The sequence below is a fragment of the Ignavibacteria bacterium genome, assembly GCA_017302895.1.
GTDB lineage: Bacteria > Bacteroidota > Ignavibacteria > Ignavibacteriales > Ignavibacteriaceae > UTCHB3.
On sequence record JAFLBV010000003.1, the window covers coordinates 460,136 to 486,926 of the forward strand.

The 26,791-nt window shown below is 43.0% G+C and carries 19 protein-coding genes; 9 read left to right on the forward strand and 10 right to left on the reverse strand.

Annotated features, from left to right (window positions below; translation table 11 throughout):
- Positions 1–4: 4 nt before the first annotated feature.
- Positions 5–1,240, forward strand: coding sequence for a hypothetical protein (locus tag J0L60_14160; GenBank protein MBN8547273.1), 1,236 nt, complete (start codon positions 5–7; stop codon positions 1,238–1,240).
- On the opposite strand, the gene priA is transcribed toward J0L60_14160, so the two are convergent.
- The 3 genes from priA to lysA form a co-directional block, all read right to left on the reverse strand.
- Positions 1,237–3,711, reverse strand: a complete 2,475-nt coding sequence (gene priA, locus J0L60_14165; protein MBN8547274.1) for a primosomal protein N' — start codon at positions 3,709–3,711, stop codon at positions 1,237–1,239. The genes J0L60_14160 and priA overlap by 4 nt on opposite strands.
- Positions 3,712–3,788: 77 nt before the next feature.
- Entirely contained in the window at positions 3,789–4,337 is a 549-nt protein-coding gene (locus J0L60_14170; protein ID MBN8547275.1) for a hypothetical protein, read from the reverse strand.
- A 50-nt stretch (positions 4,338–4,387) separates the two neighbouring features.
- The gene (lysA, locus tag J0L60_14175) at positions 4,388–5,671 is read right to left on the reverse strand and encodes a diaminopimelate decarboxylase (protein MBN8547276.1); all 1,284 of its coding nucleotides are present in this window, start codon (positions 5,669–5,671) and stop codon (positions 4,388–4,390) included.
- Positions 5,672–5,756: 85 nt separating this feature from the next.
- Here lysA and J0L60_14180 point away from each other — a divergent pair, with 85 nt between their 5' ends.
- The 4 genes from J0L60_14180 (at position 5,757) to J0L60_14195 (ending at position 11,054) form a co-directional block, all read left to right on the forward strand.
- Complete coding sequence (locus J0L60_14180) at positions 5,757–7,118, forward strand: deoxyribodipyrimidine photo-lyase (GenBank protein ID MBN8547277.1); 1,362 nt, start codon at positions 5,757–5,759, stop codon at positions 7,116–7,118.
- 107 nt (positions 7,119–7,225) lie between these two features.
- On the forward strand, positions 7,226–8,407 hold the full coding sequence (locus J0L60_14185; GenBank protein MBN8547278.1) for an MFS transporter: 1,182 nt from the start codon (positions 7,226–7,228) through the stop codon (positions 8,405–8,407).
- A 161-nt stretch (positions 8,408–8,568) separates the two neighbouring features.
- Positions 8,569–10,338: an aspartate--tRNA ligase gene (gene aspS / locus J0L60_14190; GenBank protein MBN8547279.1), complete on the forward strand. Its 1,770-nt coding sequence runs from the start codon at positions 8,569–8,571 to the stop codon at positions 10,336–10,338.
- 164 nt (positions 10,339–10,502) lie between these two features.
- Positions 10,503–11,054 (forward strand): hypothetical protein, encoded by a 552-nt coding sequence (locus J0L60_14195; GenBank protein MBN8547280.1) that lies wholly within the window; start codon positions 10,503–10,505, stop codon positions 11,052–11,054.
- 108 nt (positions 11,055–11,162) lie between these two features.
- Here J0L60_14195 and J0L60_14200 read toward each other — a convergent pair whose 3' ends face one another.
- Entirely contained in the window at positions 11,163–13,646 is a 2,484-nt protein-coding gene (locus tag J0L60_14200; protein ID MBN8547281.1) for a T9SS type A sorting domain-containing protein, read from the reverse strand.
- A gap of 216 nt (positions 13,647–13,862) precedes the next feature.
- Positions 13,863–14,939 (reverse strand): peptidoglycan DD-metalloendopeptidase family protein, encoded by a 1,077-nt coding sequence (locus tag J0L60_14205; GenBank protein MBN8547282.1) that lies wholly within the window; start codon positions 14,937–14,939, stop codon positions 13,863–13,865.
- A gap of 168 nt (positions 14,940–15,107) precedes the next feature.
- On the opposite strand from J0L60_14205, the gene J0L60_14210 reads away from it, so the two are divergent.
- The 3 genes from J0L60_14210 to J0L60_14220 are packed head-to-tail and all read left to right on the forward strand — an operon-like array spanning position 15,108 to position 19,195.
- Entirely contained in the window at positions 15,108–16,604 is a 1,497-nt protein-coding gene (locus tag J0L60_14210) for an FAD-binding oxidoreductase (GenBank protein ID MBN8547283.1), read from the forward strand.
- A 31-nt stretch (positions 16,605–16,635) separates the two neighbouring features.
- Complete coding sequence (locus J0L60_14215) at positions 16,636–17,097, forward strand: (2Fe-2S)-binding protein (protein ID MBN8547284.1); 462 nt, start codon at positions 16,636–16,638, stop codon at positions 17,095–17,097.
- 1 nt (position 17,098) lies between these two features.
- A complete protein-coding gene (locus J0L60_14220) occupies positions 17,099–19,195 on the forward strand; it encodes a xanthine dehydrogenase family protein molybdopterin-binding subunit (protein MBN8547285.1) in 2,097 nt (698 codons plus the stop codon).
- Between the two features lie 254 nt (positions 19,196–19,449).
- On the opposite strand, the gene J0L60_14225 is transcribed toward J0L60_14220, so the two are convergent.
- Together J0L60_14225 and J0L60_14230 are read right to left on the reverse strand one after the other, a co-directional pair.
- Complete coding sequence (locus tag J0L60_14225; protein MBN8547286.1) at positions 19,450–20,331, reverse strand: EamA family transporter; 882 nt, start codon at positions 20,329–20,331, stop codon at positions 19,450–19,452.
- On the reverse strand, positions 20,331–21,200 hold the full coding sequence (locus J0L60_14230) for a DUF72 domain-containing protein (GenBank protein MBN8547287.1): 870 nt from the start codon (positions 21,198–21,200) through the stop codon (positions 20,331–20,333). Before J0L60_14230 ends, J0L60_14225 begins: the two co-directional genes overlap by 1 nt.
- A gap of 51 nt (positions 21,201–21,251) precedes the next feature.
- Between J0L60_14230 and J0L60_14235 the strand changes: the two genes are divergently transcribed.
- On the forward strand, positions 21,252–22,382 hold the full coding sequence (locus tag J0L60_14235) for an AI-2E family transporter (GenBank protein MBN8547288.1): 1,131 nt from the start codon (positions 21,252–21,254) through the stop codon (positions 22,380–22,382).
- Here the strand turns inward: J0L60_14235 and rfbD are convergent.
- From rfbD to J0L60_14250, 3 genes are all read right to left on the reverse strand, one after another.
- Entirely contained in the window at positions 22,379–23,293 is a 915-nt protein-coding gene (gene rfbD / locus J0L60_14240) for a dTDP-4-dehydrorhamnose reductase (protein MBN8547289.1), read from the reverse strand. The genes J0L60_14235 and rfbD overlap by 4 nt on opposite strands.
- Entirely contained in the window at positions 23,265–24,164 is a 900-nt protein-coding gene (locus tag J0L60_14245) for a carbohydrate kinase family protein (protein ID MBN8547290.1), read from the reverse strand. Before J0L60_14245 ends, rfbD begins: the two co-directional genes overlap by 29 nt.
- 167 nt (positions 24,165–24,331) lie before the next feature.
- Positions 24,332–26,782 carry a TonB-dependent receptor gene (locus J0L60_14250; protein ID MBN8547291.1) on the reverse strand — a complete coding sequence of 817 codons (2,451 nt, stop codon included), beginning with the start codon at positions 26,780–26,782 and terminating at the stop codon, positions 24,332–24,334.
- Positions 26,783–26,791: the final 9 nt, after the last annotated feature.

A 26,791-nucleotide genomic window follows, 5' to 3' on the forward strand; every position in this document is an offset into this window, starting at 1 on the left:
GCAAATGTCGAGTAAAATTAACAGGTTCATCAATCAACTCCGACAGTACAACAACGGCTTTGATGTAGCGATCTCCGAGTACCAGCAAAAAGACAAAGAAGAGAGGGTGGATTTCTTCCTGCGAATCCGGGATGAATATTTAACGGGGTTCAGTGGACGCAGATTAAAAGAGGATACAAAGAAAAGATTTCTGCAGATGGTATATCCTGACCAGGATGTTTCGTCTGAACTTCAGGTTTGCAGCCGGTTCAGTCCGATTGAATCACTTCAAATTGGTGAAACATACCTCTCAACCTACTTCTCCGAAACGACAGGAGGAGCCGCCTATCGGATGAAACTGGTTGCACCAAAGGAATCATCCCCATCGCAGATTGAAAGGAAATCTGTAAGTCCTTCTCTCACTATGATTTCAAATCTGATAAATGAAATCATCAAAGAAAAAAAGTTCTTTGTTGCCAAAAGTCACTTATTCAACTGTGAGCCGGTAGTCTTTGATGCTTTTGATGTTTATGTTGATAATATAAAGGTAAAGGGACGGTCACATGAACTTCCAATGGCTATGGCACTTCTTTCGATAATTTTTAAGAAAGCACTCCCTCCAAATGTTGCTTTTACAGGTGCAGTAAACGAGTTTGGAAAGATCGAGAGGGTTTCCGGTCTGACTGAAAAGATTAAAGCCATCATGAATGAATATCCTGAAGTGGATACTCTTTATATTCCCAAACAGAACGAATTTGACAAATATTTCCGTCCGAATAACATTAAAATAGTACCTGTTGACCGTTTTTCTGATTTGATGAAAATAATATACCCCGATTTTAGTGAGATAATTGAGGGGGATATTGAGGAAAAAATTTACTTTGAAGTGGTTAAAGATGTTGAGCTGAGCCTGCCCAACGATATGCCAAGAAAAATGGAGACACCGAAGGCAGTTTTGTTTACTTTAAGATATTCCTATGTTGGTGATCTTGGAACAGGGGTTATGAACAAGCTCAATCTTGTTGATGAAATAAGAAAAAATACGAGTGGAGATTCAGACTGGTTTATTCTTGATAATGTCAGACCAAACTGGTATGTAGCTTTTCTGGCGGGAAAATTTTTTAACAAATGTTCGGTTTTCGCCATAACCAGTAAAAGTGACGGATTTCAGCATGCGGTGGTGATATTTAAGAGGGGAGATGTCGGGGTGAAACCCGGGGATAAAATTCCTTATACGATCAAAAAGGATTCTGACACCTAAACCACGGAATAAGGATTCATATCAAAGACTATTCTGATATCTTTGTGTTTTGAGTATTTTCGCCATGCTTCATATCCGCGGGTAATTGTATCTCTGAGAAGAGAGGCGGAGGGGTCGATTTTCTTCGAGGTTTTAATTAGCATCTGGAAGCGGAACTCGTTTTTCAGTTTTGAGAGGACTGCAGCAGAGGGGGGAAGAATTGAGACATTTCTGTTGTAATTAAACATCTCTTTGTAAAGGTCGATAAGAGCATTACTGGCTTTTATCGGGTCTTTATCCTTAGTCTCCGCGAGGCAGAGATTAGAAAACGGGGGATAGAGCCTGAATTCGCGACTTTGAACATCCCTTGTAAAGAATCCCTCATAATCTCCATTTAATACCATCTTAAGGAGGGGATGATTCGAATCATAAGTCTGGATAATCACTTCACCGGGGAGGTTGCTTCTTCCTGCCCTGCCGCTCACCTGAGTAAGCATCTGAAAAGTTCTCTCTTCCGCCCTGAAATCGGGCATCCACAATGAAGCTTCTGCTGAAATCACACCGACAAGGGTAACACGGGGAAAATCCAGTCCTTTCGAAACCATCTGAGTCCCGACCAGCACATCAATTTCACCATCCCGGAATTTATTCAAAGTTTCACCAAGTTTCCCTTTTTCTGAGATTGTATCAGAGTCAATCCTTTCAATCCGGGCATCAGGGAAGTATGACTGCAGTTCATCCTCCACCCGTTCAGTTCCCGTCCCAAAAAGTTTTACATTTCTGGAGCCGCATACCGTGCACGCTTTTGGCATTGGCTTTACTGCATTACAATAGTGGCATTTTATGTTGTTGGTTTTTATGTGGTAGATCATGCCGACCGAACAATTATCGCACTTCTCAAGGTTACCACACTCGACACAGTAAACCTGAGTGGCAAAACCCCGTCTGTTTTGGAGGAGAATGACCCCCTCCCCTTTTTTTATTTTCTCATCGATCTTACTCAAAAGGAGCTTCGAGAAGACATTCTCCATCTCTCCTTTTTTCTTCATTTCGGTGGTGTTTACAAGTTTTAAGTCGGGAAGTGTAGCTCCATCAACTCTTTCGGGGAGTTCGAGAAGAGTGTATTTACCTGAACGGGCATTGTGCATCGATTCGATAGAAGGGGTGGCAGAGCCCATCAAAATTGGACAGTCATTGTGTTTTGCGAGAACCACTGCGGCATCACGGGCATGATATTTTGGGGGTATTTCCTCCTGTTTGTAACTGGAATCGTGTTCTTCATCGACTATTATCAGACCGATATCATTGAGCGGGGCAAAAAGAGCGGAACGGGCGCCTGTGACAACCTTACATTTCCCCGATGCTATCCTCATCCATGCATCGTGCCTCTCTCCCGGGGAGACCCTGCTGTGAATAACTGCAACTTTTTCACCAAAATTTTGGACAAGCCGTGCGGTCATTTGAGGTGTCAGTGAGATTTCGGGGACCAACAGGAGGCAGCTTTCCCCCTTTGCAATCGTCTGTTTGATAAGTTCAATATATACCTGGGTTTTGCCGCTTCCCGTTACTCCATGAAGCAGAAAGGGCTTAAAACTTTTGTTTGAAATATGCTCCGAGACGGCTGAAATCACCGTTTTTTGGTCCGGAGAGAGTTCAAACTGCTTCAATTCCTCGTTGTAGGTTTCGTGGTAAACTCTGTCAACCACCTTGTCATAAACCTCCACAAGACCCTTTTCCACAAGTCCGTTTATGGAACTTGAAGACCCTGATATCACTTTCAGAAGTTTTCCCGAGGGGGCTTCCTTTGTTCTGAAAGATGCAAGTTTCAGAAGCACCGTAACTTGCTTTGGGGAGCGTCTTTCGATTTCGGGGATTACGGAATATATCTCTTCAAGCGATTTTGCAAGTCTCACATACCGTTCGGTTTTGGTTTTAACCTTTGGTTTGCTCAGTCCGTCATCGATAGTGAGAATTCCCTCCTGCTCCATCTTCTTCAGGGGGGTGATAATCGACTTCACTCCTGTCAGATTTTGGAGTTGTTTAAGGGTATATTTCTCCTTCTTCAGAAGCAGATCCATCACTTTGTATCGTGTGGATGAGGTGCTTTTTTCGTTGCCGATAAATTTTTCGATTGTTTCACGGTCGGAATAGACAATTTTTTCAGACTGAACGGATGTGCCGTAGGGGTCGGTAAGTTTGAGTGCTTCCCCGAGCGAGCTCATGTAAAAAGATGAGAGCCACTGATAAAATTTCAACTTTTTTTCGTCAAAAACGGGGTGTTTGTCGAGTACCCGAATAATCTTTTTAATTTTACTCAGATCATCAAAAGGGGGTTCATCGGTCATCCCTACAATAAAACCCGTAAGTGTTCTCTGTCCAAACGGGGCAACCACCCGCTTCCCGATCTCCACTTCATCATAAAGTGTAACCGGAACCGAGTAGGTAAAAAGAGAATCAACCGGAAGCGGAAAGGAGACCTGGAGGAAACGCATACTAATTATGAGTTATTAGTTATTAGTTATGAGTTAAAATCAAATATAATTAATAACTCATAACTCATAATTCATAACTACTTGACTTTTTTCTTAAAAAATGGTACGAGGTCCCGCTTGTTTTGGGGCTTTTTGCTGATGAGTTCGAATTCGAGTTTTTTCTCATCCTTGGGCCAGATGATGCGGGTGTATTCCGGTTTTTTGATGACGGTACCGTTGGTCACACCGATGGAATCTTTGCTGATGTTGGTGTAATAGTAGTATTCACCATCAAACTGGATGGCTTCCACATTTCGGATGGAATTAAATGAAAACTGTACACTTCCGGAGAGCTTTTTGTTGACTACATCGAGGTTTACACCGACGAGTCGTTTTCCTGTCTCTGCCATATACCCTAAAAACTCATCCCGCTGGAAGTAGATATCCCACAGGATTGTGGTGTCCTGTTCAAGTTCCTTGTTGCCCGTGGCATCGGAATATATTCCATCTGCGAAAAGGGTGGCGGTGCCTGTTGTGTCGGAATTTTTATTTATGGTTATTTCATATCGCATTTTTTCGACGAGGAGGCAACCTTGAGAGGTCAGTAAAAGGGTAAGTATGGAGATGGCAAAGAGTGTTTTTTTCATAATCTTCTTGAGTTGTTTAAATTTCTACTGTTGGTTCGCAATTAACTGATTTAAGGTATTTTGATCAAGTCATCAATTACCCTCTCATCATAGATGAGGTGGTCGTAGGTTTCACGACTGCGGGTTATATGCCAGGCACTTCCATCCACAATTATTTCAGGTGGTTTTCTTCTGACATTGTAATTTGATGACATTACGGATGCGTATGCACCTGCAGACATTATCGCGACGAGATCACCCGGTTCACCCTTTTGCAGTTCGCGTCCTTTTGCGAGGTAATCACTCGATTCGCAGACCGGTCCCACAACATCGTATGTTATACGCTCACGGGAGTTAATAAGTTCTACCGGAAGAATTTCGTGATAACTCTGGTAGAGAATCGGGCGGATAATTTCTGTCATGGAAGTGTCGAGAAGGAGAATATTTTTATTTCCGCTCTCTTTTGTGTAGAGCACTTTGCTGATGAGGGCACCGCAGTTTGAGGTGATGAATCTTCCCGGTTCGAAGAATATTTCACAGTCAAAATCGTTAAGGATTGGAGCCACCTGCTCTCCAAACTCTTTAATGTGGAATATATCACCGCCATGATAGGGTGAACCGAAACCTCCGCCGAGATCGAGGTGTTTTAATTTTAAACCGCGATCTTCAAGTTTATTCATGAATAACTTCAGTTTTTTCAGAGTCTCGAAATATGGGTCGAACGAAAGAATCTGTGAACCAAGGTGGACATCAATTCCTGTAAATTCGATGTTCTGATAGTTTTTATGATTCAGGAAGATATCCATTGCAGGTCCCGGGTCGATTCCAAACTTTACACCGCTTTTAGCAGTTGAGATGTTTGGATGTGTCTGGACAACTATATCGGGATTTACACGCAATGCAACCGAGGCTTTTTTACCCAGTTCACCGGCGATTTCGTTGATCAGTTCCACTTCAAGCTTTGATTCCGCCTTTATCATAAGTACTTCAGACTCAACTGCGAGGCGAATTTCGTCGAGAGTTTTCCCCACTCCGGTCATTATCATCCGGCTTGGGTGAGCCCCGGCTTTTAGTGCGCGGTAGAATTCACCGCCCGAGTTTACATCGAGACCAAATCCCTCGTTATAGATTATTCTGATTACATTGATATTTGAGTTTGATTTTACAGCATAAAAGACTTTATGGGGTACATTTTTGAAAGCTGCATCGAACTCGCGGCATTTTTTGACGAGCGAAGCTTTGCTGTAAATGTAAGCCGGAGTGTCTTCAGCAGAAATTATTTCTTCAACAGGGATGTTTTCACAAAATAGTTTGTTATTTTGGTAGTGCCAAAAGTTATCTTCAAAGTGTTGCATTTTTGGGGAAATTTTTCAGAAAATTAAAACGAAATTTAGTCAAAAATCTTAAGACAGCGGAATTTGGTTATTCCGGGAGCTTATAATGCAAAAACAGATTGTAGTGGATGAGAGAAGGATTAGACTTCTTCAGGAGGGGACGAACAGAAACGGAGTGGTGGTTTACTGGATGAGCCGTGACCAAAGGGCGGATGACAACTGGGCTCTTCTTTTTGCACTTCAGATGGCAAACAGACGGCAGATGCCCCTGATGGTGGTTTTTACGCTTGTTTCCAATTTTCTTGAGGCAACTGAGAGACAATACGGTTTTATGATCAAGGGACTTGTGGAAGTGGAGCGAACTCTCAGAAACTACATGATCCCTTTTAAAGTACTGCTTGGAGATCCCGGGACTGTACTTCCGCAGTTTTTGAAGGAAATCAAAGCTTCCGCTCTCATTTGCGATTTCGACCCGCTGAAAATCAAAAGAATCTGGAAAAGGGATGTTGCAAAACAGATTAATATTCCTTTCTATGAGGTGGATGCTCATAATGTTGTTCCCGTACTCCATGTCAGCAACAAGGAGGAGTTTGGTGCATACACCTTGAGACCCAAAATTCACAAACTTCTTCCCGAACTTCTGACCGATTTTCCCGGACTCTCAGAACCCGTTGTGAAAGAAAGCTATCCCGAAAGAGTCGATTGGGATGCTGTGAATTCATCTCTTGTGATCAACAGGGAAGTGAAGGATTCGGAATATTTTCACCCCGGTTCCGGATCAGCCACGAAAGCATTACAGAACTTTCTGATCAGGAAGATTGAATTTTACAACGACAAGAGAAACGATCCAACCGAAGATTTTCAGTCAGACCTCTCACCGTATTTTCATTTTGGCAAACTCGCTCCTCAAAGGGCAGCCTACGAGGCTTTTATGAGGGTGAAGAAAACCGAAGCGAAGGACGCATTTCTTGAAGAATTGATTGTGCGAAGGGAACTGGCGGATAATTTTTGCTACTACAACACGAAATATGATTCATTCGAGGGATTTAAGGACTGGGGGAAACTCACCCTGAACACTCACCGGAATGATGAAAGGGAGTTCGTTTATTCGCTTACAGAATTCGAGGAAGCGAAAACACACGAAGACTTGTGGAATGCAGCTCAAATGGAGATGGTAACCAAAGGGAAAATGCACGGTTACATGAGGATGTACTGGGCAAAAAAGATTCTCGAATGGAGCGAAAGTCCCGAGGAAGCCATGAGAATCGCCGTGTATCTTAACGACAAATATTCTCTCGACGGGAGAGACCCGAACGGCTATACCGGTATCGCATGGTCTATCGGTGGAATTCATGACCGAGCATGGACTGAACGACCTGTCTATGGGAAGATCAGATACATGAATTATAATGGATGTAAACGAAAATTTGATACGAAAAAATACATTCAGAGATGGCTGAATTGCTAAGGCTGAATATTTGAAGGCTGAGGGCTGAATTGCGAAGTTTGAGGTTTGAAGTATGAAGTTTGAAAGTTTGAAAGTATGAGGTTTGAAAATTTGAAGAGACAGAAATAATGAGAAAAAAAATATCGCGTCAGGTGGTGATACTTGGGATGGTCAGTCTTTTCACTGATATTGCGAGTGAGATGCTGTATCCCGTTACACCGATTTTTTTGACGGCAACTCTCGGTGCTTCGATGGCGATAGTTGGGGTTATTGAGGGGGTTGCTGAAGTAATTGCAGGATTCCTTAAGGGATACTTCGGGATGCTATCCGACAGGTTACGGAAAAGATCAATCTTCGTAACCATAGGATATTCGTTGTCGGCAGTTGCAAAACCACTTCCCGGCTTGATACCCGGTATCGGGACTGTGATTGGTTCGCGAATTGCTGACAGAATCGGGAAGGGAATAAGGACCGCTCCCCGGGATGCACTGCTTGCGAGTCATTCAGAGGGAAATTCTGGAGCGGTTTTTGGTTTCCATCGCGGAATGGATACTCTCGGGGCAGCATTGGGACCTGTTGTTGCATTGATTCTCCTCTATTTTTATCCTGAAAACTACACACTTGTCTTTTTGGTGGCGTTTATCCCGTCGGTCTTTGCTGTTGTTTCCACGCTGCTGGTTAAAGACAGGTTTATAGAGGGGAAATCGAAACCAAAATCAAACTACCTTGCTTTTCTGAAGGATGCAGGCCCACAATACAAATTTCTTTTGGCAATTGTTGTTCTTTTTTCCTTTGTAAACAGCAGTGATGTTTTTCTTATTCTAAAAACGCAAAAAGAGTCAAACTCAGAACTGCTGGCTATAATTGGTTACATTTTCTACAATCTGGTCTATGCATCATTTTCATATCCCGCAGGAATAATTTCCGATAAACTTGGTAAGAGACAGGTTTTTGCAACAGGACTGTTTCTCTTTGCGATGGTTTATTTGGGATTTGCGTTTCTTTCCAATATTTATGTGATTTTTGGACTTTTTACTCTCTACGGAATATACGCCGCAACCACAGAGGGGATAGTAAAAGCATGGGTTTCTGATCTTGTTCCTGATGAGTCGAGGGGGTCTGCGATAGGGTTGCTGACGATGTTGCAGAGTTTTGCAGTTATGGCGGGCTCCGTTACCACAGGAGTTCTCTGGGATGCTTTCGGGTCAAAATTCCCGTTTTTGATTTCGGGAGTTGTTGCCGGGGTTTTGTGTCTTGTTGTGCTTTTTATGAAGGAAGGGAAGCAAAGGAAAGATGAAATACCGGTGTAAAACGGTGATTTTATTTCGGGCGATGGAATGTTCTAATCATAATCATTTATCGTGAATGAGCAGCATCTAGCAGGTCTCGAATTTATGTTTTCACATCAATTCATTATTAAGTAAATTTAAAGTCAAGTTTTTTTGAAATAAAGAAGAGTAAACGATATCCGATGGAATTTAAGTTAAGAACACACAATTGCGGAGAGCTTCGGGAGAGCAATATAGGCGAGAAAGTAGTTTTGAACGGCTGGGTGGCTGTTAGAAGAGACCTCGGTGGAGTAATCTTTATTGATCTGCGGGATCGATACGGAATAACCCAGGTTGTATTTGATCATACTTTCAACGCTGATGCACATGCACACGCAAAAGAATTAAGATCGGAATATGTGATCTCGATAGAGGGAACCATTCGCAAGAGACCTGAAGGAACAGAGAACGCTGCACTTCCAACAGGTTTCGTTGATGTAATGGTTGACAACCTCCTGATTCTGAACAGAGCGAAGACACCTCCATTTCCGGTTGAAGACGACATTGATGTTCATGAGGAATTGAGGTTGAAGTATCGTTATCTCGATCTTCGCCGGCCTGCCATGCAGAAAAACATGCTTGTTCGCCACAAAATGTATCAGGTAACACGCAAATTCTTTGATGAAAACAGTTTTGTGGAAGTGGAAACACCGATACTTATGAAATCAACCCCGGAAGGGGCGAGGGATTTCCTTGTTCCGAGCCGTCTGCACAAAGGGAAGTTTTATGCTCTTCCTCAGTCGCCTCAGCAGTACAAACAGATTCTCATGGTTGCAGGTTACGACAGATATTTTCAGATCGTAAAGTGTTTCAGAGATGAAGACTTGAGAGCCGATCGTCAGCTTGAGTTTACTCAGATAGATGTTGAAATGTCGTTCATCAATCAAAATTTTGTATTCGAAACATTCGAAAGATTGATGAAAGTGCTATACAAGGAAATCTGGGGCAGAGAACTTGAAACCCCGATCCCAAGACTTACCTATGAAGAAGCTATGACAAGATACGGCTCCGATAAGCCTGATCTTCGTTTCGACCTTGAAATGAAAACCCTGAATGGAGTCTTCGCAGGCACGGAATTCAGAGTTTTTAAGGATACCATTGAGTCAAAAGGAATTATCACCGGACTTGTTGCTCCCGGATGCGGTGACTACACCAGAAATCAGCTTGATGTGCTTACTGACTTCATCAAGAAACAGGGCGCAGGCGGTCTGATCTGGATTCGTGTAAAGGAAGACGGACTCGAATCTCCGACAATGAAGTTCTTTACGGATGCCGAAAAAGAGGCAATGGTAAGTGAACTCGGTGCCAAACCGGGCGATCTCATCCTTATTCTCAGCGGCAAGAAATACAAAACTCTCGGACTTATGGGCAACCTTCGTCTGGAGATGTCACGCAGGTTGAATCTCGTCACTGCAGAATCAGAGCCAAAACTTCTTTGGGTTAAGGATTTCCCTCTGTTCGAGTGGGATGAAGAGACCAACAGATATTACGCAATGCATCACCCCTTCACTTCCCCCAACATGGAAGATGTGGCGGTAATGGATACCGATCCTGCGGCTGTGAGAGCACAGGCTTATGATCTGGTTCTCAACGGTAATGAGATTGCCGGCGGCAGCATAAGAATCCATGATTCGGAGTTGCAGGCAAAGATGTTCAAAACTCTGGGCTTCACTGACGAAGATGCAAAAGAAAAATTTGGCTTCCTTATGGGGGCGTTCCAGTATGGTGCACCACCTCATGGTGGAATCGCATTTGGTTTCGACCGCTTGTGCATGATCTTCTGCGGTGAGAAATCTATCCGCGAGGTGATCGCCTTCCCCAAAACTGCAAACGCCATATCGCTAATGGATGACAACCCGTCACTTGTCTCGGACGACCAGTTGAAGGAACTTCACCTCAGAATCAGACAGTAGATATTAAGACCCGGTTAACAGCCGGGTTTTTTTATATCGCTTAACTATATGAACAGGAAATTGATACTTTCGCTATCTTGACTTTAATCAGGGAAATGGTTATGTTTGCGTGTGACGAGTGTCCAGTGTTTTAAAAGATACTCGAAATAAACCGGAGACATATCATGAATAAGTTCAGATCAATTCCGTTTTTCCTTTCGCTTTTACTTTTTACCCCTCTGTATGCCCAGGAATCGATAATCATTTCACTCCACAAAGTCGACTCGACCGATTATTACATAATACTCGAAAAAAATGTAAATCTCTCCGAATTGTGGCTGAGGGAAAAACCATTTGCCAAATCGAACAATGACATCAAGCTTGCTGTGATCGAAACAAAACTCACGAAGGAGGCATCAAAACTCGTTGTCCGGCAGCATCATCACTTGAAAAACAATATGATAGATGCCGGCAGAGCACAACCCCTTGGAAGCGGAGTCGCATCAGTAATCGGGACAGATAATGAATTATTGCCTGTCTGCATGGTCTTCCTGACCCCGAACATGAATCAGAAATTTGTGAAGTTCATAGACGAGGACGGAATTATAATCGCAGACAACTTCAAAAAGTTTGATTATGGAGACCCAAAGGAAGTGACAATGAAAGGGCTGATTCCATCGGATTTGGCGGAGGTGGCGATAGCCGAGGCGTGCAAAGATTACAGTGTGTCGAACTGAGTAAGAGATAAAATAAAAAGAGCACACAAAGAAGATTCTCTGTGTGCTCTTAAAGCTTTTATTTCTTCAGGAATTCAGCCTTCAGCCGTCATCCCTCTGACTTAATTTTTATTTCAGCAGCATCATTTTGCGGGTTGCGCTAAAGCTTTTCCCGTTAACTGACTGCGCTGTGATTGTATAAAGATAAATTCCACTGTTCATTTTCGAAGCATCGAAGTCCGCTTTGTGCCAGCCTGTTGCAAAATTGCCATTCACAAGTTCTGCCACTTTATTACCAACCACATCATAAACTGTAATTCTGACATTCGAAGCTTCAGGCAGGCTGAAGGTAATCGAAGTTGAAGGGTTGAACGGATTTGGGTAATTCTGTGATAAAGAGAATGCGTCAGGATTCGAAATGTCGGCATTCACTTCATTCGAGAAAGAGATAGAACCGTCGAAATCAATCTGTTTCAGACGATAGATATAACTTCCTGCGGCAGCAGGTCTGTCGCTGAATGAGTAGTTTGAAATTTTGGTGGTTGTCCCGTTTCCTGAAACAAAACCAATATTTACAAACTCACCGTTGCCGGATTTTCTCTCAATCTCAAAACCTTTGTTGTTAGTTTCGGTTGCAGTTGTCCAGTCAAGAACCACAGTTCCGTTGTCGGCGGTTGCAGAGAAAGCCGCAAGTTCGACAGGGACAGGTTGAGTGATTGAGAAATTTGCATTGGAAACATCATAGAAGATATTGTCAGCAGCCTCGATATAAATTCTTGCAGTTGTTGTCTGGATATTTGGCAGAGTTACAAGAGCAGCACCATTGTTTGGCACGGGGCCGGCGACATTGGTGAAAGTGTTTCCGCCATCGGTTGTCACTTTGATATTAACATTCTGACAGTTAACCGGTGCTGTGTTGGTGCTTGCAACATCCCATGTAACAGTTACAGGAGAGAGGGCAGGTATCGAAACATTAGTGTTCGGATATGTAACCTTAAATGGAGCAGAACCGGCAACAGCAAATGTCATTTCCTGGAATGCATAATTTCCGGCACCGGGATTGTTGTCTCTAACGATCAACCTGAACTTCAGGTTTCTTGCGTAAGAAGGAAGAATCTCGCCGAGAACCTGTGTACCACTGTAAACATCAGCTCTTTTTGGGAACCAGCGGGTACCACTGACTACAGGGTCGAAACTTCTAAAAATTGGTGCATTTCCCGAAGGAGTGTTTGGATGTGTCGACGGACCTACATCGTATTCTTCCCAGCAATAGGTAAGAGTTGTATTATCAACATCAGAGGCAGCGCCGGTAAGTTTGAAAGGTGTGTTTATCGGAATGGTAAATCCACCTGTCGGGAATGAAGTGATAACAGGTTTTTCATTTCCGTTTGAAACAGAAACCGCACAGTTGTTACCCGATCCGGCAATAAAACTTGAGATTTCAGCCATGCTTCCACTGTGGAAGTAGTCATCGGAGTTGTTCTGAAGATCAGGAGGACAGATACCTGCGTAACCCATGATAGTCGCGGCACTTCCGGGTTCAAATGCTGTTGAAGCATTTCTCTGGCAGTTGTTGTTTTGTGTATGGTTTGCACCGAACTGGTGTCCCATTTCATGAGCTACATAATCTATGTCAAAAGGATCACCAACGGGAGCAGGTCCACCGGTTACACCGCCTGCTTTACTCGAACCACAAACGCTTGCCAGGTAAGCGACACCACCGCCACCTGTGCTGAACACATGTCCAATATCGTAATTTGCTGATCCGATTACGGTATTAATATTCGTGATGTTTTGGCCAAGCATCGTCGAACCATTGCTATTTGTGTATGGATCGGTTGAAGCATTGGTGTATACTAGCAGATTGTTATTGGCGATAAGAATCATTCTAACACTAAAATCGCGTTCGTAAACCTGATTTACTCTGTTCACGGAAGTAACGATAGCTGCCATTGCGAGAGCAACAGTTCCGCCATGGAAAGCAGTATACTCACCGGTGGCTGCCATGGCAAGACGATAGGTCCTGAGGGTTCCGGCAGCAAGTCTTGCACCTGAAGGTGGGGCAGGGGATTCTTCATTTACGAGACAGACACTTTTTAACAGTTTGTCCTGTGAAGGAGAGAAATCTTTTCTGAAATATGAAATGTGGAAAATTGAATTTCCTTTTGCATAAGGATCAATGAAAACTGTACCTTCAGAAGTGAAAATCTGGGCATGAAACCCGTGAGGAGTAAGGTCAAGTCTTGCAGAATACGAATAATTATCGATAGATTTTGCGAGATAAGTTCTTATTTCAGGATATTTTTCCGCAAGAACAGGTTCCATAACGGGAGAATAATAAATTTCAAATTTGGAGAAACTTCCGTTTGGCAACGGGAGTTCAAGAACCGGCACTTTCCCGGCGGTATACGAAAATTCGGGGGGAGCAGTAGCCAGGAATTGTGAAACTGACTCTTTGTTCAGTTCCAAAAGTCTGTACTTTTCTACAGTAATCTGTTTGTCCAAACCGGCAGGCAGACTGTTTCGGTTAAAGTCTTTCCACGGGTTCAAACTTAAACCCTGTGCAACGACAAATGGGACGACTAAAAAGAAGAAGATAAAGATTCTCTTCATGGGAGACCTGTCTTGTTAATAAATGAAAAAGTGGGAACTTAAAGTTCTTAAATTCTCATCATATGAACAAACGATTTCTCAAAAAAAAGCAGGTTTTTGTTGAAAAAAGAGACTATGAGGGTAACTTTTCAAATTTCATCCCTCAGCCTTCGAACTTCAGCCCTCAACCTTCATCCCTCAGCCTTCGAAATTCAGCCCTCGAAATTCAGCCTTCTCTCACTTCATCAAAACCATTTTAATGCTTTTTACCGTTTCACCGGCGACAAGGCGGAACAGATAAATGCCTGACGGGAGAGATTCACCATTAAAGCGGACAGAATGATTACCTGCGGATAACTTATCGGAAACAAGAGTGGATATCTCCCGACCGGAAACATCGAATACCTTCCCGGATACAAATAACTCAGCCGGCAAGGAGAAGTTGATAACCGTTTCAGGATTAAACGGATTTGGAAAATTTTGTGACAAAGCAAGCTCATTAGGCAGCACGATTTCATCACTAATATCTGAAGGTGGATCGGCACTTACGACCTGTCCCGCACCAACTGTTACCACCCGGGAATAAGCCCCTCCAAGAGCTGTGATGGTATAAATGCCTGGCTTCACATCGCCAATGGCGTAGTTTTCGTTATAGATATCATCACTTCCTACATAGGGGTCGCCAAAGTTGTAAGTGAGGGAGTATCCGTAAGTTGTGTAAGGAGGTCTCGGCTTTGGGTCGGGAGAAATATCGACACGGGTGCTGTTCGGAGCATTTGGTACCCTGCCGTAAATCGCTCCCATCCCGGTCATACCGGCCCACAATTCGGCGTTCCTTCTTGAACCCGGGGTGGCATAGGTGGCAGTATTCATTCTTATTTCGAAGTGGAGGTGGGGTCCTGTGGAATTACCCGTATTTCCCGAAATTGCAATCGGGTCACCTTGTAAAACGGTTGCCCCGGATGTCACAAGCGGTCTTTGAAGATGCATATAGAGCATGTAAACGGTTTTATTGTTCCATGTGGCGCGGTGGGTAATGTAGTTCCCTCCGCCACCCGGTTCATAGCCGCCTGTGGTGTCATTTGGGTTATACCCGACGAAAGTTATGACTCCATCTGCAGCGGCGAAGACAGTATCATATCGTGCAGCAATGTCGATACCAAGGTGTGCAAGTGAATTATTCCCGTATCTCGGTTCGCCGTAAAGGTAGGAACCATTGGTTTGAATATTGTCTTTCACCGGTCTTTTAAATCTGAAAGACTGGGCATTTGTCACGGAAATAAGAAACAATAGAAATAAAATCGACTTTTTCATGATGTCTGAATAATTAAAGAATTGATTAAGAAAGTTAATAAAATAATTGCAGAGATTTCAAATAGTATTAACTTTGACAATTAAACATCCTGAATTTTAAAGACAATATCGGAACCCTGTTTCATGTGTTGACATGTGTGAGCATCGGTTCAGAAACGAAGGCAGAAAATGTTTACTAAAGTAAAATTCAATTCGCACAAAGACGAGATACAGGAATGGTTGCATGACGCCTCAAATTTCAAGGGTGACTGCGACACTGTCTTCTTTCCAAAAGACCACCACGAACTTAATTCGCTCCTCAAAAAGTCCAATGCTGACAAAGTCAAAGTAACAATTTCCGGAAGTCGAACCGGACTTACTGGCGGCTGCGTTCCTCAGGGTGGAATTCTTATTTCAACTGTGGGAATGAATACGATCTGGAAATTCAACAGAGTAAAAATGATTGTGACCTGTGATCCCGGAGTTCTGCTCAGTGATCTGCAGGCTTACCTGAAAGAGAGAGGTTTCTTCTTTCCCGCAGATCCAACAGAAACATTTTGTACAGTCGGGGGAATTGTCGCCAATAATTCCTCCGGTGCACGTTCATTCAAGTACGGACCAACGAGAAATTATGTTGCGGGAGTGTATTTGATGCTTCCGGATGGAGATACGATCAGGATGCGAAGAGGAGACATAACAGACAAGAGGGGGGTCTTTGCAGCAAAAACACTTGAAGGGAAAGTACTTAACATCCGTCCGCCGCGGTTAAAAGTGCCGGCAGTTAAAAATGCAGCCGGCTACTTCAGCAAAGAGGGTGCCGACCTCCTCGATCTTATTACAGGTTCGGAAGGAACTCTCGGGGTAATTACGAGAATCAAACTTAATGCGCTTCCGATTCCCGAAAAACTCCTTTCGTGTGTTGCATTTTTCAAAAATATCGATGACGCACTTCAATTTGTTTCTGAAAGCAGAGCCGAAGGGAGAGGAATTAACAGTGATCCGGAGATCGACCCTGTAACAAACACTTGTGGGTCCCTTTCCGCCCTTGAGTTTTTTGATGCAAATGCCCTGCTTTTCCTGAAAAATGATTATCCCAATATACCTGAAAATATGGAGGCCGGCGTCTGGTTTGAAGTGGAGACGACAGAAAATACGCACGATGAAGTAACCGCATACTGGTTGAACAAACTTGAAAGATATCACTCGAGTCCTGAAGATGCGTGGTACGCAGCCGACGACCAGGATGCTGCGAAAATAAAAGAGTTCAGACACGCAATCTCCTACAAGGTGAACGAGTACATTGCGCAAAACGGGTTTTATAAACTTGGTACAGATACAGCCGTGCCAGTCGCTGAGTTCGATGAATACTACAAATATTCCGTTAATCTGGTAAGGGAGAACGGACTTGATTATGTTGCCTACGGGCATTTTGGTGACTGCCACCTTCATCTGAACATGCTTCCAAAAAACGAGGAAGAATTTGCCAAGGGGAAAGAGATATATCTTCAACTTTGCAAAAAAGCCGTGGAGTCGGGAGGAACCGTCTCAGCAGAACATGGAATTGGTAAGCTCAAAAAAGAATACCTCAAACTGATGTACGGGGAGTCCGGAATAGCCGAGATGAAAAGAGTGAAGAGATATTTTGATCCTTCCAATATTCTGAATACCGGAAACCTTTTTGACTGAAATTTTTAAATAATTCAAAAAAGAAAAATTTATGCCTGAATTCAAACTTAAACTTAACGGTACCGAAGTATCGGTCGATGTTGATGCCTCAACACCCCTCCTTTGGGTGCTAAGAGATGAACTTGGACTGACCGGAACCAAATACTCATGCGGGAAAGGCCTTTGTGGCACTTGCACGGTTTTGCTCGATGGAGAAATTGAGAAATCGTGCTCCATTCCTGTCTCACAGGTTGGAGAAAAAAAGATAGTCACCATTGAGGGTTTTGCGAAAGATAAATCACACCCGATCTTCAAAAAATGGATTGAAAAAGAAGTCTCCCAATGCGGTTATTGTCAACCGGGACAGATTCTTACAGTAGCTTCACTTCTAAACCGCAAAGCCAAACCAACACCTCAGGAAATAGAAAATGCCCTGACAGGCGTACTTTGCAGGTGCGGAACCTACCCGAGAATCAAAATTGCCGTTGAAGAATTGATGAAAGAGAGGGGCTGATATGAAAAGGCGCGACTTTATAAAAATTGCAAGTATTTCCGGTGGCGGGCTTATACTCGCAACATTTCTTCCTGCTTCCCTGGTCAAGGGTGAAAACGGCATTTTCGGTGACGACCCAAAAGGGATTTTTAAGCCGGGACCGTTTTTGCAGATTAATTCCAATGGTGAGATCACCATTATCGTTGCAAAGTCGGAAATGGGGCAAGGAGTTTATACTTCACTACCGATGATTGTTGCTGAAGAACTTGAAGTTGACTGGGAGACCGTCAATATTGTGCAGGCGGATGCCGGATTTGATTATGGGAATCAAACAACCGGCGGTAGCACAAGCATCAGGCAAGGCTACGAGCCATTAAGAAAAGCAGGTGCGACAGCCCGGATTATGCTTATTTCTGCGGCAACAATCCTGATGAAAGAAAAAAATGAGAACCTCTACGCAGAAAAAGGATTTGTAATCAGCAAAAAAACAGGTGCAAAACTCCCATACGGTGATCTTGCTGTTGAGGCATCAAAATTACCTGTTCCGACAGATGTACCTCTTAAAGACCCGAAAGATTTCAAAATAATCGGGAAGAGCACTCCAAGAAAAGACACGCCACCCAAATTGTATGGTGAGGCAATTTATGGGATAGATGTGCGGCTTCCGGGGATGATTTATGCTGCTGTAAAACGACCTGATGCCTACAAGCTGAAACTTAAGGCTTTTGATAAATCCTCTGTCGCATCACTTTCGGGAATATATGATGCATTCGAAATCTCAACGGGTGTTGCCATAACAGGAAAGTCAACCTGGCAGGTTTTTAAGGGAGCAGAAAAGCTAAAAGCTGAATGGGTACCCTCGGATACGCTAAAATTCAATACTGATGATCTTTGCAAGGAGGCAAAAAGTAAGCTCGCTGAACCGGGTGGATTGATAAAACAGGAAGGTGATCCTGACGCAATTTTGAAGGGAAAAGACGGAATAATATCTGCCGATTATGAAGTACCGTTTCTCTCTCACTCACCGATGGAACCAATGAATGCTACTGCACACTTCAGTAATGGCAAATGTGAAGTGTGGGCTCCAACTCAGAACCCGCAGCGGCTCAGAAAAGATGTCGCAAGCACTCTCGGAATTGATGAAAAAGATGTAACGGTACATGTGACTTTCCTCGGCGGTGGATTTGGAAGAAGGCTCGTAAACGACTTTGGCATCGAAGTTGCTGAAATTGCTAAAAAAACCGGAAAACCGGTAAAACTCACATGGACAAGAGAAGACGATACAAAGCAGGGGGTTTATCGCCCGTATGGTTTGTACAGATTCACGGGTACAATCGAAAAGAACGCTCCCGTATTTGCCCTCAACATCGTCGGACAATCCATCCGTGCACAATGGAGCAAGGATCCGCTAAAACCGGATCAGTATGATTTCGCTGAAGGGGCGAAAGACCTCCCCTACGGCATTAAAAATTTCAAAATTACAGGTACACTTCTTCAAACACCTCTCACAGCGAGTGCCTGGAGAGCAGTCTATCATTCACAGGTACCATTTGCAGTCGAGTCATTCATTGATGAACTGGCACATTCGAAAAATATCGATCCTTTCATTTTCAGAAGAGACCTGATGCCTAAAGGCAGCAGACAAAGGGCAGTTCTCGAACTCGCAGCGGAAAAGGCGGGTTGGGGTAAGCAAAAAGGGATGGGGATAGCATTCTTCCAGGGATATGACAGCTATTGTGCTCAGGTTGCGACAGTGTCCGTTACGAACAATAATGTCAAAATTCTAAAATTTGTTGTCGCCATCGACTGCGGACTCGCGATCAGTCCAGAATCAGTAAAAGCACAAACAGAAGGAGCGGTGATCTTTGCGCTTTCGGCTGCAATGAAAGGGAAGATAACTGTTAAAAATGGAGCGGTGGAACAATCAAATTATGATGACTACGGCATAATATCATACGATGAGGCCCCTGAAATCGAAGTTCACATCGTTCAAAATACATTCAAAGTGGGTGGAGTGGGTGAAGTTGGCATCGGTGCATGTCCTCCTGCTCTGACCAATGCGATATTTGCAGCTACGGGCAGGAGAATCAGGAGACTCCCCGTTTTGGACAATTTGTAATCAGTCTGAGGTTGAGTTGAATAGTTACACGGATTCCACGGATATTTTAAAACATTAAGAGCAGATTGATTATTTATTGGTTTGAATTATGGAATATTGGGACTGACGAAGAGTTTCGGCCGGTCCCGATTAACCATAATTTCAGACTTCAAACTTCAAACCTCAGCCCTCATCCTTAAGCACTCATCCTTCAGCCCTCATCCTTCAGCCTTCAACCTTCAGCCTTCAGCTTTCAAACCTCAGCCTTCAAGTTTTCAATTTTTGAAGATCATCAGAACTGTACCTGCCACGATAACAAAAGCGGCAAAACCTTTCCTGAGTAAATCGCCCTCGTTGAATATTTTTCCACCGGCGACACTCGCAAAGAAGACTGAAAATCTCTTCACTGCGATTACCAGGGCAACGGGGGCAATTGTGAAGGCAACGATCTGGGTATATCTGTAACCGATTGTAATTGCAGCTGTTGCAACGATTAAAAGGACCAGTGGTTTCAACAGCTCACCTTTGGGCAGGGAGAAACCGGACCTGGTAACAAGCATCAATAAAGTAAAATCGAACAGGAAAAAGATGTGTTGCATCACCATGAAGGTGGAGGTCTCCATCTTGTGGTCTTTTAACAGGTACTTGTCAAGAATCGTGGATACAGTAAAAAACGCGAGTGCTGCTGCCACATAAATATATTTCTTTGTTGTAAAGAATATCCTGAATGGTTCAACCGCCCCTTTTATCGTTTTCATCTCAAGGAAATAGGAACCCAGAAGAACCATTGAAAGTCCCAGAATCTCTTTGATAGTCAATGTCTCACCGATGAAAATAAACGCAAAGATTGCAACGGTTGCCGGAGTCATAGCCAGGAGGGGAAGCGCAGAACTGATCTCGAGACTCTTCAGACTTAGCATAACACACCAAAAAGCAAGAGCCTGAAGAAATGTCTTGATAAACATTACCCATGTTTGTTCCCCCGTAATCATGGTAAAATCGATAAAAAACAGAAAAGGGATACAAAAAATCAGATTCACCCAGGAAAGATGAAATGAAAACTCGAGTGCATTTATCCCCTTCAATGCTTTCTTCTGAGTAATTGCAGCGACACTTGAAAGAACGGCAGAAGCCAGAGCCCAAAAAAACCAGTGCATTAGATGTCTTCCAATCCTTTCTTGATTCTGTTTATTGTCAATGGAGCCGAACCTTCATAATGATTGTTCACATTCAAGTACACTTCGGTATCCATTCCCTTCAATACTTCGAGAAGTCTGGTCAACCGTGAAATTTCCACATCCTTCGGTTCAACAATTCTGTCCCATACGCCCCCTGTTTTTTCCTCAATACCAGATCTGTCAGGTCCGTGGAGTCGAATAATGATTCTCTCACCGAGCAAGTCCTTGAACCTGTCGATAATCTCAAATATTGGAGGCATGAAATAGCCCTGCAAGAAAACAGGAGTTGCTTCCAGGTCATGAAGGAGAGTGAAAAATTCACGGGTAAGGAAATTTGGATTTCTGATTTCAACCGCAAGTGGCAACCGTTTTCCGGCTTCTTTGAAAAACTTCTCCAATAATCCGAAAAAGAGGTTCGGATCCGGCATCTTTTGTTTGTTCAAATACTCAAACTGTAAAATCAGAGCGGCCGTCTTCCCATGGAGCGGTGAAATCGATTCAACAAATGAATTCCATAGCTCACCGGAGAGAAACCACGGATTTTGTTCAGGTTTTCCACCGGTATATTTGGGATAAAAGTGCGTGAGCGTAATTGAATTGGGCACTTTGATGGTAAATTTGAAATTGTCCGGGGTGACTGCAGCATATTCTTCGGCATCTTTTAATTTCGGAAGTGCGGGCGGTTTTCCCGGAGTAAAAAGTGACCAAAACCACTGATCCACTTCAACAGAATCAAAAGTTTTTGAGTACTCCTCCAAAAAATTAATTTCACCAAATTCAGGATAAACTATCCCTTTCCATGATTCATATTTCCAACTGCAGGTACCGAACCGGATAAGTTCACTCATAACTAAAAAACTTTTCCTATATTGAATTCAAAAAAACAAACATTTGAAGCCATGACCGAAAAAACATCACTGGATACTCTGACAAAATTTTTCATCGCGACACTGGGAATTGTAGCCATTGTTATCGTACTGAAAGAACTTCAAAACCTATTTCTTCCTTTTGTGATAGCGTATTTTCTTTATTTTCTTTTTGTACCGCTTAACAAGTTTCTCACTTCGAAGAAAATACCACTTGCAATTGCGGGATTGTTGGATATTGCTATTACTTTCACCATGACCTGGTTTGCGGGCAAATTTATCATAGACAGTCTCATGAGTTTTAGCAGCGAACTCGATCTGTACGATAAAAAACTTTCAGCAATGGTGATGAGTACCGCCACATCCATTGGAATAAGCGATCCGGCATTGAATAATTTTTCAATTCAATCGCTTCTAAAACAGATCGATTACGGTTCACTTGCTGGAGGATTGCTTACATCCACAATCGACCTGATGGGTTATGCCCTTTTTGTAATATTTTTCTTTTCATTTATCCTCCCCGGTCACAAAGCGATATATCGAGCCATCGAGAAAAGGGTTGTCTCTCCGAAAAAATTCGAAATTATCAAACGAAAACAGCTTGTTGGTGATGAATCAGGTCAATCCGCAGTCCAACCCGACCATGATCTCGAAGAAGAAACCACAAAGCTTGAAAAAACATTTAAAACCATTCCCGAACAGATACAAAAGTATATTATTACAAAACTTGTTCTCAACATCCTCGCCGGTGTAACCGTAGGTGTTGTTCTTGGCATTCTTGGAGTGCCGTTTCCCGCTGTATGGGGTGCATTTACTGCCATCCTGAACTTTATACCCACAATCGGGTCTGCTTTCGCAACAATACTTCCCGCCCTGATGTCGCTGGTGGATTCAGGGGAAATCACTTTCACGCTGCTGGTTGTTGGTTGTATGGCAGGGATACAAACCCTTTATTTTAATCTTCTCGAGCCTATGATAGTTGGAAAAAGGCTCAACCTGAATCCTCTGGTTATTCTTTTTTCTGTTATAATCTGGGGTTACATCTGGGGTATTATGGGGATGTTTCTGGCAGTTCCCCTGACGGCAATTCTAAAGATTGTAATCTCAAATTTTGATTCAAAAAACATGCAGTTTATTTCAGATTTGATGGGCTCGAACGATTAGAGGTTAAGTTCGTCCTTCATAAATCTGAATGTATCCTCTATCGAACTGGCAGAGTAGCCGAATTCGGTTTCTGCTTTAATGGTTACCAGTCCTGAGTTCAGAGGTCTTTTTGCCGGCTGGTTCAGCTCTGGTGTGGTTATTGCTTTCACGAGCGATTTATCGAGACCAAAAAAGTCGACTATTCTCATTGTAAAATCATAACGGGAGAGGAATTCCCGGCCACCTATATTATATACTCCGTACTTTCCAAATTCCATCACCTGTCCAATGGCTCTAACCAGGTCGTCCAGGAAAGTGGGATTATTTATCTGATCGGTCACAATTCTTATTGTCTCACCTTTTCTTATCGATTCAACAACCCAGCGCACAAAATCAAGCCGCCCTTCTTTTATCACACCATACAGTACATTCGTTCTCAATATAGTGTAGAGTGCGTTCGAAATTCTCAGGGCATTTTCACCCGCCAGTTTGGTCCTTCCATAGTAACCAACGGGATTGGGTTTGTCGTTTTCGGAGTACTGACCTTTTATTCCGTCAAAAATGTAGTCTGAAGAGATGTGTATCAAATGGGCATCACAGTTCCTGGCGCCTTCAGCCATGTATTCCACAGCTTTTACATTGATGCTCCATGCCAGTTCCCGTTCGGACTCGGATTTATCCACATTGGTAAACGCAGCGGCATTTATGATGTAATCGGGGGAAAAATTCGATATAATCGATTTGACCTTGTCTCTTTTTGTAATATCCGCCTGAACATAATTTGCGGAAGTGTCGTAGAACTTTTCTTCGAAGGAAGAGCAGAGGACAGAGTAACCGAGTTTTTTGGCGAAATATTCATAGCACCGTTGTCCAAGCATACCTGATGCGCCAAAAATCAAAATTTTATTTTTCATATAAGAGGGAATCAACATCTTTTTTAAGGTTCTCTATCTGTTCTGTTGTTTTATAAGTTGATATTACAGCACCGGCAGCATTTCCTGCATAAAGTGCTTTTACAGCGTCACCGGTTCTCAACCAGTTGAGGAAAAATGCGGCACCAAACACATCGCCACACCCGACCTTGTTAATGGTTTCCACTTTGATTGCTTTCGCGAAGAGGGAGTTTATCTCACCATCTTGCCGGTAATACATTCTTACCCCTAAATCGCCTTTGGTAACCAAAACAATTTTGACTCCCAAATTTAAGATATTTTCGACTATCGATTCCTCTATTTCTCCGGTACCACAGCAAAGAATTTCAGTTTCATTCGCCTGAAGGATGTCGACAGAGGCTGCCCACTGATCAATATCATCGATTTTGGCGAAGTCCCTGTTCCCGTCTTCGCTGAAGGACCTTGCTCTCGAATGGATATCGAGAAAAACGGGGGCTTGAGTAATTGATTTTATCGTCTTCAGATCATCCGGTGTAAAATCGAAACCGGTGATGAGATTCACGAGGACTCCTCTTAGGTTGAGGTCAGACAGGGCCGCCGGGTCAAATTTAATTTTCTCCGTCAGGTACTCATATTTTTCCTCTCTTTCGCCTTTTTCGTGAATGAGCAGGTGGTTGACCGGGAGTTGATCAACAATATTGACGAGCGATCGGTTGAATCTCTCATAAAGAGGGAAGTAGAGGTGCTTTTGTTTTTCGGAGAGGTTCGTCAGCATAAAAATCTCATCACCATCCTCCTTAAGTACATCAAAGGCAGAAGCTACATAAAACATCCCTCCCGGCTGGTTTAATACCTTGCCGTTTGTATGAATCATGTCCTCTACGGAGGATCCGGCGATAAGAAGTTTCATATAAAACCTGAATAAGTGATTTGTAAATATAGGAAATCAGAAATCAAGCGAATGGACAAAAAAAAGCTGCCCCGGTCTCACAAGGCAGCTTTATTCACAGACTGAAACAGTCGTTATCGTGAAAGTAAAATTAAGTAGTGCATGATTCCAAAATCATTTCTGACTGTTTAGAAGGAATCAGCTCCGGGACCCTCTTCTCCACCTTTCTTCTGCTGTTTTTTGAAGCTGTTGAAGGTGTAGGTAAGCCCTACATAAACATTTCTGGAGTCATTCTTACGATAGTTCGACAGATCGAAATTGGTACCGACAGTTGAGTTGGTCCACTTCATTGTGTTGAAGAGATCGGAAACTCTTACTGTGAGTGACAGGTTACCGTCGAAGAAATCCTGTTTGTAAGCGACATCCATGAAATACATTTCTTCAGTTCTGCCCTGGGCATTTACAGAAGGAGCGTTGTAATTGAACATTAACTGCATGCTTGCACCCTCGAAGAGATTTAGCGAGGAGATGAGTTTTGCATTCCAACTGTAATCATCCTGATTTATTTTTGTCAATCCCGACTCACCATTCAACTGAATTCTGTAGTACGAGAACGACGGCATAAGACGGAATCCGGAGAAAATTTCACCACCTGTGCTGACTTCAAATCCTGTGCTTTTTTGAGTTGCAATGTTGTCCCAGGTCGTTTCAGTTATTCCGTTACCGATTAGACGGGTGAATGAGTTGATTGCACCATTCGTCTGACGGTAGAAAAGGGTTGTCATGAAGTTCAGTTTCCCCATAAAGAGTGAGTAACCGAGTTCATAAGAATCTGTAAACTGCGGGTTGATATTCGGATTACCGAAGTAGATGTTAAGTGAATCAGTATTATCAACAAAAGGATTCACCTGTCTTGGATTTGGCCTGTCAACTCTGCGGCTGTAGTTTGCCCTGATCTCCTGAATCATACTCGGTGAGTAGGTCAGATAGACTGACGGGAAGAAATCAGTGTAATTTTTATCCACTTTGACATTGGTTCTGTCCGTTTTACCATCCGCAATTGTTGTTTCAGATCTTAAACCTGCCTGATATTTGAAGTCGCCGAAACTTCCCGTGAAGATTGCAAAGGCAGCATGTATCTGTTCATTGTAATCGAAGACATTAGTCTGGTTGGTGTTCAGCACCCAGTTGTCAGTTACAGGATCGCAGTTGAAATAGGAAACACCTGAGTTCAGATTTCTGAAAGTGGTTTTGATACCTGTTTCAAGTTTTGTTGTACTTTCAAACAGGGGCATTGACCAGTTGATGGAACCGACAAGAAACTCAAATTTGTTTTTTGAATCATTTTTGGTTTTCACGAGCGAGGAATTGTTGAATCTGTCGACATTCGAGAAACTGTTGAGGTTTACATCATTTCTAGAGAAAGTCAGGTCTGCAGTCAGCTCAGTGTTTTTATCCGTAAAAGTTCTTTTGTAGTTCAGGGAGTAGTTCTGATTCTGGAAATCTCTTGCACCCTCGCTGTATCTCTGATACACCTCTGCAGGAGTTCCTGAAGAAGTGGAGGTGTTTTGAGTCTTGAATGCATTATCAAAATTGAACTTCCTGTAATTTCCCTGAAGTGTCAGGGTATTAAAGTCATCAAGGTACCAGTCGAAACCAAGGTTGTAGTTACTCATGTTCATGGTAAAATTACCGTTGGAAGTCTGGGAGAGGATATTTGTGGAACCGGGATAGAAGGCGGTTCTCACAGAGTTACCCTCGTTCATGAAGTTGTTCACTCTGAAATCAAAATTTCCGAAGAAATTGATATGTTCGAGTTTGTAGTTCAAATTGACCGAGGAATTGTATTTGTCATTTGTTCCGACATTTGAAGAGAGCATACCGTTGATACCAAGGTTTGATTTCTTCTTCAGTTTAATATTCACAATACCGGCGGTGCCTTCTGCATCATATTTGGCTGATGGATTTGTTACGAGTTCGATGGACTCGATCGAACCGGCAGGTATTGATGCTAAAATATCACCGATTGACTGACCGCCTGTGTTGGCTGGTCTGCCATCGATCAAAATCTTGACATTTCCATTCCCGCGAAGAGTCAGGTTACCATCGATGTCAACCTGTACCGAAGGGACATTTCTTAAGACATCGGCGGCATTTCCGCCTGCGGATGCGATATTTTTATCAACATTAATAATCTGTTTGTCGAGATTGTTGATTATGGCGTCTTTTTCGCCTGTAACCAGTACTTCATCAGTTGTCATTCCGGCAGGTCTTAACTTCAAAATCCCCAAATCAACAGACAGACTCTTTGGAGTCACCAGTATCGAGTCGATTGTGAGTTTCTCATAACCAATAAATGAGATTTCAGCAGTATATAAGCCAAAGGGCACCTGGGACATTTTGAACAACCCGGAAATGTCTGTTACAGTCCCGTTCACAAGAGCTTTGTCTTTTTTGCGGTAAATTACAAAATTACCATACTCAACCGGTTTGCCGGTTTTGGCATCAACGAGTACACCTGAAATCTCACCTGAAGGATCTGCTCCGCCGGGTGTGTTTACAGGTTTTTTTTGCTGGCTAAGGCTCTCGCTCGACAAAATTATGAGTGAGAGAATTGAAAGAATTAAGATGTGTCTCATTTTCCTCAT